Annotated in this window: 12 protein-coding genes and 3 pseudogenes; 10 read left to right on the plus strand and 5 right to left on the minus strand. The window is 71.7% G+C overall.

All coding sequences use genetic code 11. The features are described from left to right. From J7E86_RS10000 to J7E86_RS10020, 5 genes and pseudogenes are all read left to right on the plus strand, one after another. Positions 1–817, plus strand: a pseudogene (locus J7E86_RS10000) (hypothetical protein); the annotation flags it as partial. Between the two features lie 8 nt (positions 818–825). Continuing rightward, a complete protein-coding gene (locus tag J7E86_RS10005; RefSeq protein WP_215081211.1) occupies positions 826–1,620 on the plus strand; it encodes a thioesterase II family protein in 795 nt (264 codons plus the stop codon). Next, positions 1,598–2,752, plus strand: coding sequence for an acyl-CoA dehydrogenase family protein (locus J7E86_RS10010; RefSeq protein ID WP_215081212.1), 1,155 nt, complete (start codon positions 1,598–1,600; stop codon positions 2,750–2,752). Before J7E86_RS10005 ends, J7E86_RS10010 begins: the two co-directional genes overlap by 23 nt. Before the next feature lie 77 nt (positions 2,753–2,829). After that, on the plus strand, positions 2,830–3,957 hold the full coding sequence (locus J7E86_RS31580; protein ID WP_215081213.1) for an acyl-CoA dehydrogenase family protein: 1,128 nt from the start codon (positions 2,830–2,832) through the stop codon (positions 3,955–3,957). A 139-nt stretch (positions 3,958–4,096) separates the two neighbouring features. Beyond that, a complete protein-coding gene (locus J7E86_RS10020; RefSeq protein WP_308312539.1) occupies positions 4,097–4,237 on the plus strand; it encodes a lycopene cyclase family protein in 141 nt (46 codons plus the stop codon). Here J7E86_RS10020 and J7E86_RS10025 read toward each other — a convergent pair. Both J7E86_RS10025 and J7E86_RS10030 read right to left on the minus strand, forming a co-directional pair. Beyond that, positions 4,231–4,857 (minus strand): annotated as a pseudogene (locus J7E86_RS10025) (FAD-dependent oxidoreductase); the annotation flags it as partial. The gene J7E86_RS10020 and the pseudogene J7E86_RS10025 sit on opposite strands and share 7 nt — an antisense overlap. After that, positions 4,854–6,089 carry a polyprenyl synthetase family protein gene (locus tag J7E86_RS10030; RefSeq protein WP_215081214.1) on the minus strand — a complete coding sequence of 412 codons (1,236 nt, stop codon included), beginning with the start codon at positions 6,087–6,089 and terminating at the stop codon, positions 4,854–4,856. The gene J7E86_RS10030 and the pseudogene J7E86_RS10025, both read right to left, overlap by 4 nt. Before the next feature lie 514 nt (positions 6,090–6,603). On the opposite strand from J7E86_RS10030, the gene J7E86_RS10035 reads away from it, so the two are divergent. After that, positions 6,604–6,942, plus strand: coding sequence for a co-chaperone YbbN (locus J7E86_RS10035; RefSeq protein WP_215081215.1), 339 nt, complete (start codon positions 6,604–6,606; stop codon positions 6,940–6,942). 224 nt (positions 6,943–7,166) lie between these two features. On the opposite strand, the gene J7E86_RS10040 is transcribed toward J7E86_RS10035, so the two are convergent. Both J7E86_RS10040 and J7E86_RS10045 read right to left on the minus strand, forming a co-directional pair. Then, entirely contained in the window at positions 7,167–8,615 is a 1,449-nt protein-coding gene (locus J7E86_RS10040) for a lipopolysaccharide assembly protein LapB (RefSeq protein WP_215081216.1), read from the minus strand. Between the two features lie 131 nt (positions 8,616–8,746). Further along, on the minus strand, positions 8,747–10,948 hold the full coding sequence (locus tag J7E86_RS10045; protein ID WP_215081217.1) for a tetratricopeptide repeat protein: 2,202 nt from the start codon (positions 10,946–10,948) through the stop codon (positions 8,747–8,749). A gap of 221 nt (positions 10,949–11,169) precedes the next feature. On the opposite strand from J7E86_RS10045, the gene J7E86_RS10050 reads away from it, so the two are divergent. Beyond that, positions 11,170–12,186: a hypothetical protein gene (locus J7E86_RS10050; RefSeq protein WP_215081218.1), complete on the plus strand. Its 1,017-nt coding sequence runs from the start codon at positions 11,170–11,172 to the stop codon at positions 12,184–12,186. Between the two features lie 65 nt (positions 12,187–12,251). After that, entirely contained in the window at positions 12,252–12,632 is a 381-nt protein-coding gene (gene folB, locus J7E86_RS10055) for a dihydroneopterin aldolase (protein WP_215081219.1), read from the plus strand. Positions 12,633–13,062: 430 nt separating this feature from the next. Here the strand turns inward: folB and J7E86_RS31815 are convergent. Next, a pseudogene (locus J7E86_RS31815) lies at positions 13,063–13,260 on the minus strand (IS630 family transposase); the annotation flags it as partial. Between the two features lie 245 nt (positions 13,261–13,505). Here J7E86_RS31815 and J7E86_RS10065 point away from each other — a divergent pair. Further along, positions 13,506–14,552, plus strand: coding sequence for an alpha/beta fold hydrolase (locus tag J7E86_RS10065; RefSeq protein ID WP_251018921.1), 1,047 nt, complete (start codon positions 13,506–13,508; stop codon positions 14,550–14,552). Then, the gene (locus J7E86_RS10070) at positions 14,549–15,379 is read left to right on the plus strand and encodes a MerR family transcriptional regulator (RefSeq protein WP_215081220.1); all 831 of its coding nucleotides are present in this window, start codon (positions 14,549–14,551) and stop codon (positions 15,377–15,379) included. Before J7E86_RS10065 ends, J7E86_RS10070 begins: the two co-directional genes overlap by 4 nt. Positions 15,380–15,506 lie beyond the last annotated feature (127 nt).

Genomic DNA, 15,506 nt, shown 5'->3' on the forward strand with positions numbered 1-15,506 from the left:
GCCCGTCTTCACCACCATCGCCCAGGAATTCACCACCTACGCGGCGTCGTTGGGTGTCCCTGAGGTGACGGCCATCCCGATCAGCGCCCTGGCGGGGGACAACGTGGTGGCCCCCTCCGCGCACATGGACTGGTACGACGGCCCGACCGTCCTCGAACATCTGGAGACCGTGCCGGTCGTCACCGATCCCACGGGTGAACCGGCCCGCTTCCCCGTCCAGTACGTCATCCGCCCCCAGACACCCCAGCACCGCGACTACCGCGGCTACGCCGGCCAGATCGCCTCCGGCGTGCTGAGCGTCGGCGACGAGGTGACCGTCCTGCCCTCGGGCCGCACCAGCACGATCACCGCCATCGACCTGCTCGGCGAGGCGGTGGAGGAGGCATGGGCACCGCAGTCCGTCACCGTCCGCCTCACGGACGACCTGGACATCTCCCGCGGCGACCTCATCACCCCCACCCTCACCGCACCCGCGCCCACCCAGGACGTGGAAGCCACCGTCTGCCATGTCGCCGACCACCCCCTGCGCGTGGGCGACCGGGTCCTGCTCAAGCACACCACCCGCACCGTCAAGGCCATCGTCAAGGACATCCCCTCCCGCCTGACCCTCGACGACCTCTCCCAACACCCGGCCCCCGGCGAACTGACCGCCAACGACATCGGCAGAGTCACCCTCCGTACGGCCGAGCCCCTTCCCCTCGACCCCTACACCCACTCCCGCCGCACCGGCTCCTTCCTCCTCATCAACCCCACCGACGGCACCACCCTCACCGCCGGAATGGCGGGTACCGCCTTCGCCGCTTCCCTCACGAGGTGACTTCCAGCATGGCTCCTACGCCGCGCCCGCAGCGCTGGCTGCTGCGCAAGCCCAAGGGAGACGCGCCCACCCGGCTCTTCTGCTTCCCGTACTCCGGTGTGGGCGCGTCGATGTACAACCGGTGGCCCAAGCACATCGGACCGGCCGAGGTCTGCCTGATCCAGCTGCCGGGCCGGGAGAACCGCCTGCGCGACCCGCACTACGGTACGTACGAGCAGCTCGCCGGGCCGCTCGCGGAGGCCCTGCTGCCCTACCTGGACCGGCCGTTCGGCTTCTTCGGCCACTGCGGCGGCGCCCTGCCCGGCTTCGCCACCGCCCTCCACCTCCTGCGGGAGGGGCTGCCGACGCCGTCCGCGCTCTTCGTCTCCTCGCAGGTCGCCCCGCACGACGGCCCCTTCGGCCGCTTCCTCGGCATGACGGACGCCGAGCTGGCCGTCGAGCTGGGTGAGCTGACACGGGCCATGGGAGGCACGCCGCACCCGGGTCTCATCGACATGAGCCTGGGGGTGCTGCGGGCCGATGTGGACGCCAACCGCGCCTACCACCTGGCCGAGCCGGTCCGCCTGCCGTCCGTCGTGCACACGATCGGCTGGGACGCCGACCAGGAGATCAGCCCGGACCAGATGGGCGGCTGGGAGAAGTACGCCGAGCCCGGCCGGTTCCGGCCGACGGTTCTCCAAGGGGAGCACTACGCGTTCCTCGGCGCCCCCGACCACCTGATCGACGTCCTCGCCGCCGGCATGGCGCGGGCCCAGGAAGAGACCGAGGAGGGCGGCACCGATGGACCTCGCGCCGACGCCTGACCAGCGCGCCTACCGCGACGAGATCCGCGCGCTGCTCGACACCGACGAGGTGCGCGCCGAGACCGCCGCCATCCGCACCCGCCCCGGCACCGAGGGCGGCCTCCTCGACATCTACCGGAAGCTGGGCGCCCGCGGGCTCCTGGCTCCGAACTGGCCCCCGGAGTACGGCGGGAGCGGCCGGGGCATCGCCGAGAAGGCGATCCTCACCGAGGAGCTCATCGCCCGCGGTGTGCCCGACATCGCCCACACCCTCAGCATCGACATCGTCGGGCTCGCCCTGCTGCTCTACGGCACCGACCGGCAGAAGCAGCGGCTTCTGCCGCCGATCGCGCGCGGCGAGAGCGTGGCCGGCGTGCTGTTCAGCGAGCCGGAGGCCGGCTCCGACCTCAGCGCCCTGCGGACCCGCGCCGAGCGCGACGGCGATGGCTGGCGGCTGTCGGGCCGGAAGGTCTACAGCGCCAAGACCCAGCTGGCCGACTTCGCGCTCTGCGCCGCCAGGACCACCGAGTCGGAGGTCAGGTTCCACGGGATCACCGTCTTCCTGGTGCCCCTGCGCACCCCGGGCGTGAGCGTGGAGCCGATGTGGAACATCGGCGACGAGCGGTTCAACGAGGTGACGCTCTCCGGTATCCGCGTCACCGACGAGGACGTGCTCGGCACGGTCGACGACGGCTGGCAGATCATCGGCGAAGTCCTGGGGCTGGAGCGCACCGGCATCGAGTTCCAGGCCAAGGCGCGCCGCTGGCTGGACGCCGCCCTGGAGCGGGCGGCCACCCGCGGCGGCGAGCTCACCCCCGCCGAGGCGGACCGGCTCGTGGCACTCGACGCCGACGTACGGGCCGCACGGCTGCTGGCCTGGCGGTGTGTGGACGACCTCCACGCCGGCCGGAGCGACGAGGTGCGGTCGGCGATGGCCAAGTACTGGGCGGGCGAGACGGGCCGTGAGGTCGCCCTCGCCGCGTCCGAGTCGGCCGGGCTCGACGCGCTGCTGGCCGGGGACGACGAGGAGAGCACGGACCACGGCGTCCTGGAAGCGGCCTGCCGCGAGGCCCCCGGCCTCACCCTGGCCTCCGGGACGTCCGAGGTCATGCTCACCCTCATCGCCTCCGCCGGCCTCGGACTGCTCGCCTGAGCCGTCGAGAGCACCCCGGGCACCCGGCCGAGCCGGGGCCCCGAGCCGCCGAGAGAAACCGGAGAGACCGGAACGCCATGGACGTCACACTCGCCCCCGAGCACCAGGAACTGCTCCGGCACGTCACCGAGACCCTCGACGACGAACTCGCCCCCCTCATCCGCCGGATGGCCGACCGTCCCCGCCACGGCGCGGACCCCGACAACGCCGCGATCCGCGCCATGGTCTGGCAGGCGCTGACCGAAATGGGCGCCCTGCGCCTCAACCAGTCGCCCGCCCCCGGCGACCGCCGCGGCCTGAGCGGCCTCGCCGTTCTCGCCGAGCGCCTCGGCGAAGTCCTCTACCAAGGGCCGCTGCTGGACACGGTGCTCACCTCGGAGGCCCTGCTGCGCTGTGCGCCGGGTCCCGGGCGCGACCGTTTCCTCAAGGAGATCGCCGCGGGCGCGTCCGTGGCCGCCGCCGTGCGCGACGGCGCCGTCCGCCCGTACGACGCCCCCCTCGCGACCGGCACCACCGGGGACACCGTCAGCGCCGAGCGCCGCTTCGTCGCCTTCGCCGCCGAGGCCGACTGGCTGCTGATCCCCGGCCTGACCGCCGACGGCACCCGCCGCACGGCCCTGGTCCGGCGCGACGACCCCACCGTCCACCTGCGCAGGCACGAGGAACTGGGCCGCGGCGAGCTGTACGCCGTCCGGCTCGCGGACACACCGGTCACCGCCTGGCTCGCCCCCGTGGAGGACCCGGAGGCCACCTGGCAGGAGCTGATCGCGTCCGCCCGTACCCTCCAGGCCGCCTACCTCGTCGGACTCGCCCGGGGTGCCCTGCGGCTCGGCACCGACCGCCTCAAGGAGCGCCGGCAGTTCGGCGGCGCCCTCGCCCGGCAGCAGTCGCCGGCCTTCCTGCTGGCCCGTCTCGCCACCCGGATCGACGCGGCCCGGCTGCTCACCCGGCAGGCCGCCTGGGAGGCCGACACCGACCGGGACCACCGGCTGACCGCCGGCCAGGCCCTGGCCATGGCCGCCACGCTCGCCCGGGACACGGGCCGGGACGTCCTGCACCTCCACGGCGCGCACGGCATGACGGACGCCAGCGACGCGCAGCTCTTCTTCCGCCGCGCGGCGGTGGAATCCCTGGCACTCGGCTCGCCCGCGCGCGTACGGGCCGACGTGCTGCCGCTGCTGATGGCACGGCGCCCGGCGGACTGAGCCGCCCCACAGACCGAAGGCGGGCGCGGGCCTGTCACATCGCGCGGGAGCGAGGGAGCGTCGACGATGCACCCCGAGGCCCCGCGTCCGCCTTCGTATCCTCCTCGTCCGGCCTGCCTGCACCGGCCCGGCACCCCTCATGCGGGAGGCGGACGTCGTCATCGTCGGCGCGGGCGCGGCGGGGCTGTCGCCGGCGTACCGGCTCTGCGTCACCGTGCCGGCGCCCCGGCGCCCCTCGGTCGTCCTCGTGGACGCCCCCGAACCGCTGCGGCCCATGTAGGCGATGACGGCGTACGCGGCGAGGGCCCGGGCGGGCGGCACGCCCACGTACAAGGGCATGGAAGGAGAAGACGCGGCGCAGGCGCTCGTCCCGGAGGTAGCGGCCGATCCGGCCGTCGAGTCTGCCGAGGCCGCCGAGGGCCGCGAGCCGGGCCAGGTCGGGGTGGAGCAGGGCCGGCGGCGAGTCGAAGTCGGTGTCGATGAACCGCCGCATCTGAACAGCGTAGAGACGTTCGAGCCAGGCGCGCAGGCGCGCAGGCGCCGGTAGCCGTGCGCCTCTCGGGTCCCGGCGAACCGTTCGACCTCGGCCTCCATCGCCTCGGCGGCGGTGTGCACGTCCAGCGTGCTGCCGTCGGCGAAGCACGCCCGGTAGGCGGGGTGGAGCGGGACGAGCTCCACATGGTCGCGCAGGCTCTCGCCGACGAGGTGCGGCACGGTCGGCCCGGTGTCGATCCGGTAGCCGCCCAGGTCCAGTCGCCCGGCCCGGCCGCCGGGCAGGCTGCCCTTCTCGATGACGGTCACGCGCCTGCCGGGACCGAGCAGATGGAGCGCGGCGGACAGGCCGGCGAGTCCGGCTCCGACCACCACAACGTGGTCGGTACGTCCCGGGAGGGTCTTCATCGGATCCTTCCTCGTGCGGCGGCGACGAGCCGCGCGAGGGGCACACGGTCGTCGGCCCGGCCGGTGCCGGCCGAACCGGCCGGCCGGGCGCCGGCGACCACGCGGATGAGTTCCTGGAGCCGGTGCCGGGCCACGGGTTCGAGCGGCGCCGACTCCAGCAGCCGGCAGCTGTGCCGGACGAGGCCGTCGATCTCCCGCTCGACGCGGGCGCGGGTCCCGGTCTCCGTGAGGGTGTCCCGCAGCCGCGCGAGCCGGGCCTCGGGCAGCCGGGCGTCGCCCAGGCAGCCGTCGATCAGGGTGAGGGCGTCGCGGTCGCCGTCGGCCCTGGCGCGGGACCGGGCGACCGTCATCAGATACGTCGCCTTGCCGTCGCGGATGTCCCCGCCGGAGGGCTTGCCGGTGGCGCGCGGGTCGCCGAAGAGGCCCAGGATGTCGTCGCGGAGCTGGAAGGCGAGTCCCGCGCAGCGCCCGGCGGCGCGTACGGCCCGTACGGTCCTGGCGTCCGCACCTGCCAGGGCCATGCCGAGGTGGAGCGGACGCTCGACGGAGTACAGGGCGCTCTTGAGGTAGGCCACGCGGAGCGCGCGGGCGGGCGAGCGGGAACCGGTGACCTGGCCCTGGACATCGAGGTACTGCCCGGCGGCCATCTCGGTGCGCATGGCCCGCCAGGACGCGTGGACGCGGTGCCGGGTGGCGGCGGGGAGTTCGGTGGCGGTGACCAGGTCGTCCGCCCACGCCAGGGACAGGTCACCGGCGAGCACGGCGGCGGCCGTCGCGAAGCCCGCTCCGGGCCCGGCGCCGTCGGCCGCGGGGTACTGCGCGGCGAAGCGGGCGTGGAGGGAGGGAGCGCCACGCCGCAGGCCGGACCCGTCCATGACGTCGTCGTGGGCGAGGGCACACGTCTGGACGAGCTCCACCGCGGCCGCCAGGCGCAGCGCGGCGACGGCCCCGGTCCGGCCCGGCTCCGCGCCCGGACAGGCCCGGAACCCCCACCACAGGAAGCGGGAGCGGATCCGCTTGCCGCCCCCGGTCGTGAAGCGGGCAACGCGCGCGGCCACGTCCCGGGCGAACGTGGGGTCGATCCCGGCCGCCTGCGCGAGCCGTTCGCCCAGCACGTCGTCGAGTACGCGTCCGACGGCGCGGGACACGTCGAGGTCGGCCCGGTCGGCCCACTCGCCGTCGTCGGGGGAGGCTGCGGGGGAGGGGTGCTCCGGAGGGCCGGTCCGGCGCATCGCCCGTCCTCTCGTCGTCGGTCGGCGCGGTCTCACCGTCGCTGCCGTACGGGACCGCCCTCGGACGCGCCGCCGGCCCGCGCGGCGTGCGACGTGGCGGGATCGGCCATCCGCCGGCCAGTGCATCACGGGCGTCGTCACCGCGGGCGGAACAGGGCGGGCGGACACCCGCGATTCGCCCGACTGCCGCAGTACGGGAGCCGGGGCCGGTCGGCTGCGTGGGCCCTCACCGGATTCACCCGGACTCCGTCGCCGTCGGCGGCACGGCGAGCTTCGTTCCCGGGCCCCGCGTCGGCCACTCTTCCAGCCACCCGCCCGCGCCGGACGGGAACGCCCGGACGACCCCGTGCGTGGCCACGCGCAACCACCGGCCGTCGGGCTTCTGCTCGCCGGGGTCACTTGCCTGGCTTTGGTCTTCTTCAGCGGCCATGACGAACTTCCCGGATAAGTCGACTCCGCGTGTCACAGGCGATGATGGTGCCCCGATACGTCGATCACGAGGTCAGGAGCTCCGATGCCAAGACGGGTTTATCAGCCACTGGAGGACGAGGAGGTCGACTTCTTCCTCAGGATGAGTGAAGGCCCGGTCCTCGCCTACTTCTCCGGGACGTGGCCGAAGGCGATCGAGGCATGCCGGGCCATGGACGTTGTCGTGGGTCGGATCGCCGAGGAGTACGCGAACCTCCTGACGGCCGTCAAAATCGACATCACCCGCTGTCCGGTGGCGACCAAGCGGTACGACGTCACCGGGGCCCCGTCCGTCGTCCTCCTCAAGGAAGGTGCGGTGGCGGCACGCAGCGCGGGGCCGCTGACCCACGCCGAGTTCCGGGATTTTCTGATCGCGCACTTCTGACGGGCCGCCCGCTCTTCCCCGGCCGGGGAGGCGGATTCCCCGAGTCCAGGCCCTGGTCGACGGCTTCCAGGACTTCGGCCGTCGAAACCCGTACCGCAAGGGGCAGACAGTCGTAAGCGGAGACCCGATAGGCGACGGTGCGACGGGTCCCTCCCGGAGCCTCGTGCCGTCAGCGGGCAAGCTCAAGGCCGGCCGTCCTTTCGGCAGGATGAGGCGTTGCCCGGTCAGGGAGTGTGCCCCCGCTGCCCACTCGCGGCCAGGATGGCCCGGCTGACCGGAACCCGGGAGTAGAAGGCATCGCGCGCGGCCGGGTCGGTGATCGTGCGCCCCTTGGCCAGCAAGACTGCCCGCGCCCGGTCCAGCCAGGGGTCGGCCTGCTCCTTTCTGCCCGCTGAGACGAGGATCTCGTAACGGGTGAAGTACACCTCCTCGGAGCGCAGGGCCGGCATCTCGCCTGTCTCAGTGAGCCGTTCCACCGCCTCGCCACTCAGTCCGAGCGCCGACTGCCGATCACCGAGCTGAAGTGCGCCGCGCGCACCCAGCATCAGTGCGGCGATCTCGCTGCGCTGGAAACCGGTACGGCGGCACTCCTCGACGGTTTCGGTGAACAGCTCGCAGGCCCGGGTGACGTCCCGGAGGGAGTAGGTGGGATGCATCAGAAGCTCGCCCAGATAGTTCCTCAGCAAGGGCAGGAGCGAGACGTGGGGTGCGGCACACAGGTGGTCCCAGCCCGTCAGGAGTGGGGACGCCGCCTGGCTGGGGCGGTCCCATTCGAGGTACAGCTTGCCGAGCAGCCCGAGGTTGTAGCCCTGGTGGGTGCTGGTGGTCGTCCGGGGCGCGAGTCGGCCGACCGCTTCGGTCAGGAGGGATTCGGCCTCCTCGAAGCGTCCCGCCGCGGTCAGCAGCTGGCCGAGGAAGTTGGCCGTCTTCGCGAACGGGCCGGGCGTGTTCCCGGGCGACAGCCGCTGCAGGGAGTCGCGGAGCCGGCTCTCGGCGGTATCGAACGCGCCGCGGTCGAATGCGGCGACGCCGATGTGGCCGGTCAGCCGGGCGAGAGTCATGGGGAGGAGCTGCGCCTGCTCGGGGTGGAGGCAGGAGCTCGGCAACCGGGAGGCCAGAGCCTCAGCCCGTTCGAGCATGCCCACGCCGAGGTTGATGTCCCGGCCGACGGTGCAGTGCCCGAGATCGGTCAGTGCTTCCAGCTCGGTGAACGTGTCTCCCGCCGCGCGGGCGAGTTCGACTGCCTCGGTGAACGCGGTGAGCGCGGCATCGAGGCTGTGGGTGACGACCAGGTGCTGGCCCGCCATGTGGCGGGCGGTCGCACGCAGTGCCGGATCGGCTGTCCGTGAGGCCGCCGACTCGGCCTGTGCGACGAGAGTGCCCACCGGTACGGTCGGCCATGGCTCGACATCGATGGTGCCGTCGCCATCGCCGTCGCGCCACCACAGCTCGGACGCGGACAGCAGGACGCGTAGGGTGCGTACCCGCAGGCCGTCGGCGCCGACATGGGCTATTGAGCCGAGGGCTTCGAGGATGCCGATGCAGGCGCGGACCACTTCCTCGCCCGGCTGCTGTCCGTAGCGTGACGCGGCCGTCACCAAGGCCCGCTCGCAGTCCTGCAGGTCACGGTGGCCGGCGGGGCCGGGCGACTGGCCGGAGTCGGCAGAATTCATTCGCACCTTCCGAGTCGAAGCGACGTACGGTATGCGGTGTCGGCCAGTGGCCAGGGCTCGGCTCCTTGGGCCCGTAGGGGGAACGCCTGTCAGGGAGGCCCCCCGGGAGACGGTAGCGCCCTGGGCCCGGGTCAGTCAGTGCACTCGGCTGCCAGCCGTTCCGCTTCTGCCAGCAACCAAGCCGGAGGGACGAAGTCCGCATTCCCCCTGGACTTCTCGGCGGCGGCACGCAAGTGCCGTGCGACCTCGCTCATTTCACCCGCGAGCATCGCCCGCGCAGCGCGGGCCAGCTTGTCGGGAACCTCGACGCCGGTCACCGCCGCCCGTTCGAAGGCCGCCTTCGAGCGCTGGGTGGCCGCGAGGGCGTCGGCGTAGCGGCCGACCGTCCAGTGGGCCCAGGACAGGTTGTACAGGCAGATCCCCTCGGTGCGGGGTGATCCCACGGCAGCGCCGTCGGTGTTCGCCTGGAGGAACTCGGCCTCGGCCCGCTCCACGTCCCCCAGCCCCATGAAGGCGACACCCTGGACGTTGTGGACGTACCCGAGTGCCTCCGTCACCCCCACTTCTTCATAGAGGGCGATTGCCGCGCCGGCCATGGCCAGGGCCTGGCTCCAGTTGCCGGATGCCAGGTGTGCGCACGCCGCGGCGTCGTTCGCCTGGGCGCAGCCCAGGTCGTCGCGGAGCTCCAGCGCTCTGGTGCGCATGGTGTCGGCCACCTCCAGAGCTTCTTGCACCTCACCCCGGTAGCTGTGGGCGAGGCTGAGGCTCATCAGCGCTCGCATGAGGCGCTCGGAGTCACCGAGCCGGTCCGCCAGTTCGATGGCGCGCCGCAGCGGGCCGATGGCTTCGTCGAGCTGGTTCAGCTGGCGGTACGTGTCGCCCAAGGCATACAGCGCCTGCCCCAGGCGGTACTGGTCGCCAAGGCGTTCGGCGAGGTCGGCGGCTTCTCCCAGGACCTGGGCGGCCTGGTGGTGCGGACCGCCGAACAACAGGACCAGACCGAAGCCGACGAGGTGGGCCAGCCTGGTCTCGTCGTCGTGCAGCCGCCCGGACAGCTGCTGGTGCATGTCCCTGGCCGCGCCCACGGAGCCGCGCCAGGTGAGGAAGTAGTCCACCTCGTCGAGGACCGCCGCGGCCGGTTCGTAGTCCTGGGCGCGTATCCGGTGGGTGAACTCGTAGCGGTGCAGCAGCACGTCGTCCACCGATCGCCACTGGTCGCGGGGCGGCTTCTGCCGGGCATACCAGTCGGCCACACGGCGGTTGAGCGAACGGCTGCCGAGCAGGCCGTCGGGTGGCAGCTCTCCGTAGATGAAGTCGGCGTCCATGGGATGCAGCGCGAACATGCGACGGGCGCGGTCGACCGTGACCATACGGCCGTGCGAGGCGAGGCGGGCCAGCGCCGCCGGGACGTCGACGTCCGGTGCCAGGGGTCCGAGCACCCACGAGAGGGCATCCCGCGAGGCCGGGCGGCCGAACGCCGCGAGCACCTCCAGGACCAGCCGGCTCTCTACGTCCAGCCGCTGGAACCGGTCCTGGGCGAGGTAGGTGATGACGTCGCCGCGCTCGACGAACGTGTCGAGCACCTCGTCGAGCGTGGGCAGCGTGAGGTAGTCCTCGCTCAGCGCACCGGCGATCAGTTCCAGGGCCCGCGGTACTCCGTAGACGCGGCGCACAGCGCGTTCCAGGTCCTGCCGGGAGGCGCGGACGATGTCCGTCTCACCGTCCGCGTCGAGTTCGCGCAGCAGCTCGACGGCGTCCGGCACCGGCAGCCCCTGGTCGAGGTAGAGACGGGCCTGGTAGCGGCGCAGCTCCGGGGGAAGGGCCAGGGGCACCTGGGTGGTCATCAGGATCCTGGCCCCGTGCTGTGTTCTGAAGAAGACGTCGAAGAACTCGGTGAGCTCCTGGTCGCACAGCTGTCCCCGGTCGTCGAGCCGGTCCTCGAAGTTGTCCAGCAGGATCAGATAGGGCCCACCGGAGAGAGCGGCGAACAGCTGTGCCACCTTGTCGGGTGTGCTCCGCTGGCTGGTCCACACCTCCAGCAGGTCCTCCTGCATGCCCGGCCCCGGCAGCCTGGCGCAGTCATGGAAGATCCGCTCCAGGGAGATGCCGGACGTCCGGCTGCTGACATTGACGATGCCCGCCCACGCCCGCCCCTCCCCGCGCCTGCCACTTGTCAGCTGCTCGGCCACCTTGGCCGCCAGCGCGCTCTTGCCGATCCCCCGTCGGCCGATGATGGCCACCAGGCGGGCCCGCGGGTCGGTGAGACGGGCCATCACCTCGGCCCGTTCCTGCGAGCGGTCCTTGAACGTTTCCAGACCGTAGGCGACCGGCATGCCGATGACTCGGCATCCGGGATCCGCAGTACGTCCCTGCACGGCTCCCCCTCAAGACATTCGCGGCCGCCCGGTTCCCAGGCCTGGAGAACGGCGTAGTCCCCCGACTTCGGCCAGGACGGGTTACGCTCCGCGCCCGAACCCTTACTCTGAACTATCGCAGGTTGGACTATCAGTTGGTACGCGCAATGGAGCACCTTTGCGTACGGGGGAGGCGGATGGTGACCGATCGCGGAAGGCTGCCCGGGCGGCCCTGGGCGAGTACCCTGCGGCCGCCGAAGGACATCGCCTTGCTCACCCTCGCCACACTAGGGGGCCTCGCGCTGGTGGTGTGGGGCTGGCTGATGCAGGGCGACGAGTACACGCCGGGACTGCTGCTGCAGTTCGGCAGCTCGCTGGTCCTCATCGTGCCTCTCCTCGTCCTCGGCCGGGTGCTCGAACGCCGGCTGCAGAGCACACAAGACGCCCTCTCCAGCGACCTGGCGGACATCCAGGCCCAGATGCGCGCGACGCGGGCCCGGCTCGACACCCTCGGTGAGACCAGCAGGAACGGCCTCCTCGACCGCCACCGGCGACGGGAACTGTTGCTCCATGACGCCGAGCGGGCACCCACCGCGGAGCGCCTGGCGGCCTTGCTCCGCGAGGCCGCCGGCCTGCAGGCCGTGGACGACGGCGGGGTGCGCACCAGGCTGCCGGATTCCGACCTGTGGCTGCGTCTGGACCTGCGCCGCACCACCGCACCGAACTCGGCGCAACCCGGCCGGGGCGCTGACGAGACCCTCTACATGACGCTGGAGGACCGGGGCGGCGCACCGGTGTCCGGGACCGCCTGGGCACGGGACGAGGAGGCATCCGCTGCGGCCCGCCGGCTCACGGCCCGGCGGACGGGGACGGTGCCCGGCACGGCCTCCGCCGGTACGGCGGCGGCTGCCCTGCGCGACATCGACGGGCTGCTGCGCTTGCTGGTCACGACGCTCCGTACGGCGATCGCCGCCCGGACGGGACAGGGGCAGCAGGATCTCGGCCGGCTCATCGAGCTGCCGAACGAGCAATGGGCCATCAGCGCCGACGGGCTGTGGTGTCGGCAACGCTACTTCCACATCCGTACGGAGCAACTTCTCGACTCCCGCCAGGACTGGCGCCGCTACGCCCTGGCCAAGCCCTGGGTCGGCCGGGAGCACTTTCTCGACGCCTATCGCACCGCTCACGCGCTGCTCTCCGGCTCCGCCTCGCAGTGAACACCTCCCGGGTTCAGGTCCCGGCCCGGGCCCGGCAGGGACGACGCGCAGAAAGGAACCCCCCTATGGACACCGTTTTCATCCGCGGCCTGGAGATCGCGACCCTCATCGGCGTCGCCGAGTGGGAGCGGCAGGTCGAGCAGACAGTGGTGATCAACCTTGAGCTCGCCACGGACATCACCCCGGCCGCCGCCGCCGACGACCTCCGCGACGCACTGGACTACAGCGCCGTCTCACAACGCCTCAGGGAATTCGTCGGCGCGAGCACGTTCCAGCTCGTCGAGACCCTTGCTGAGCGGACCGCTCAGATGATCCTCGACGAATTCCCCGTACAGCGGCTGCGGCTGGAGCTCGCCAAACCCCGGCCGCGCAGCGGTGGCCACACGGTTGGCGTCATCATCGAGCGAGGTGCCCCCAGCGGGGAAGACGATCACGGAGTGAGGTGACACAGCCGTCCGGATCACGCGCTTGACCGGCCGCCAGCGGTGCCTGGCGGCCACTGGTGCCGCGCCCGTATACGGTGCGGTGACGGCGGCGGGCGGCGGGCGCCGACAGACAGTCGGCCCAAAGTCCTTGCGCGCGCTCCGAGTGTGTTGGGCGAACCGCGGTGGTGCCGATCCCCGGCACCCGGCGGTAGCGGCACCTGGAGGAGAACCTCGCGGCCTCGTCCGTCGAGCTGTCCCCCGAGGGCCTTGCCGCCATCGAGGCCGCAGCCCGCCCGAGCAGGTCTGGGTCGGGGGAATGCGTGATGGCCGCTGATCTTGTCATTGGCCTCCTGCCCATACCCGGGGAGAGTCTGCCGACAACCACGGGAAAGTCCGCCAGCTTGGCCAGGCTCCAGGTCGAAAGCGGCAAGCCGTGCTCGGCCGGCTTGAAGTGAACGACGTCGCGGACCCGGTCGGCGCTGGTGAAGGTCACCTCGGCGATCTTCACCACGGGCATGCCCTGCGCGGACAGCAGCACCATCTGGGCCCTGCGCCAGGTCACCACCGATCTGGTGCCGCGGCGGACCATCCGCAGCAGCCGCTGCCCCTCATCGTCATCGGTCTCACGGACCCGCACGCGTTCAGCCACGTGATCATTCTGACCGTCCTTTTTGGGGTTAAGGAATTCATCACGGGGCGGTCGTCTTGAGCACGTGGGGAAGGTGGACGTGGGAGGTGCTCGGCCTTGGCGTCAAAGCCGCGTTCGCGGAGCGCTCGGGACGGTCATGCTTATTGCCGGCCTTTTTGAACAGGTTCTCGGCGCGCTCGTGCGACAGCCGGCCGCGGCCGGTGTGTGGGGGGGCAGAGGGCGGCGGCCGCCGGTGTGCGGAGGACATGTCGCCGCGACGGTTGACCCTGACGCAGGGGCAACCTCTCAGCATGGTCGGCATGACTACGAGAACCAGTGCGATCGAGGTCGCCGGACTGCGCAAGCCGTACGGCGACCATGAGGTCGTCGCCGGAGTCGACCGGAGACTTCACCAACAGACGATCACCGACACACCGACCGGCGACGACGGGGAGCGGGATGAGAGAGGTGACAGGACGATGCGGCACTTCACGGTCCGCCACGACGGCGTCACGATCCCGGTATCCCGCGGCGGCCGGGGACAACCGCTGATCCTGTGCCCTGGACTGAACTCGACACAGGCCGACCTTCACGAGCTGACCAAGCTGCTGCGGCGCGACTACGACGTGGTGACCTTCGACCTCAGGGGCCATGGCCTCGCCTCGGCCGCCGACCGGTACTCCTTCGACGCATTTCTGAGCGATCTCGTCGCCGTGATGGCGGAACCGAAACGCCTCGACCTGCCCGAGGCGCCCGTGCTCGTGGGCTACTCGCTGGGCGCGGACCTGGCCGTGCACTATGCCTCCGAGCATCCCGACACCGTCGCCGGGCTCGTCCTCATCGACGGGGCGAACCCGTTACCCGAACCGTTCATCACCGACGCTGACCTGGCGGAGTTCCGCGCAATGACGGAGGACCTGGCGACGCAGCAAGAGGCCGAGCGGGTCAGGGGCACCGCGCGTCAGGTGTCGCTCACCGCACAGGACATCCATGACCTGAACCTCGAGATCGATGTGGTTCGGTCCGGAATCCTCGACCGGTACCGGAAGATCGCCCACCCAGTCAGCGTGATCATGTCGACCTCGATCGCCGGCGACAGCACCGAAGGGCGTGCACCGCGGCACAACCAGCTCTGGCGTGACGGCATCGAGCGGCTCGTCCACGAGCGGCCGCACATCTCCACGTCCTGGCTCGACGCCGACCACCGGCTGGTCTTCACCCACGCCCCGGAAATCGCGGAGATCATCCGGAGCGCACACCACCCAGCCTGCAGGCCGACTTTTTCAGCAACTCCCAGGAGGCTGGTCCGATGACCATCGGTGAGCTGGCGTCGTACGCCGGAGTGACGGTGCGCGCGGTGCGGCACTATCACTCCAAGGGGCTGCTGCCGGAGCCGGAGCGGGACCACTCCGGCTATCGGAGGTACGACGCCGGCGCCGTGGTCGAGCTGATCAGGATCCGGACCCTCGCCGAGGCCGGGGTTCCGCTGGCGCGCGTGCGGGAGCTTCTGCAGGCCGACGAGGAGGAGTTCGCTGCGGCGGTCGCAGACATCGACAAGCGGCTGCGGGCGGAGATCCGGGAGCGGCAGCGGCACCGCGAGCGGATCGCCCGCCTCGCCGCCGGGGACAACCTGGCGCTGCCCCCGGAGGTGGTCGGGTTCCTCGACCGGCTGCGGGCGCTCGGGGTCGACGAGCGGATCGTCCGGGTCGAACGCGACGGCTGGATCCCGCTGGCCGCGCACTCGCCCGAGCGAGTTCCGGAGTGGATGGCACGCAAGGGGGAGCAGATCACCGACCCGCAGCTCATCGACTTCTATCTCACCCTGGGCCAGGCTCTCGACCGGACCGACGACGACCCACGGCTGGTCGAGCTGGCCGACAAGCTGGCCGCCTACATCACGCAGATGGCCGACGAGCAGGGCGAGGGCTACGTGGACGATGCCGACATCGAGCCACCGTTCGTCAAGTTGATGGACAACCTGGCGTTTGACACCTTGCCGCCGGCCCGTCGACTGATCGAGCTGCTAAAGAAGCGAGGCTGGACCGGCTGGACCAAGCTCGAACGCGTGGACCCAACACGGGGTGCGGCCGGAACACGGCAGGAAGACACCGCGGTGCAGCGATCCCGGCGTCAGCGGTGACGGCGGGGCGGGGCTCGCTGGGCGAGGGCGCTGACGACGACTCGGTGTCGCCCGACATGGCAACCGGACGACACGTCAACACGGGGCGAACGTTGCCTGATGCGGCACTAAACGATGTCCCGTAAGG

It is taken from the genome of Streptomyces sp. ISL-11 (assembly GCF_018614525.1).
Lineage (GTDB): Bacteria > Actinomycetota > Actinomycetes > Streptomycetales > Streptomycetaceae > Streptomyces.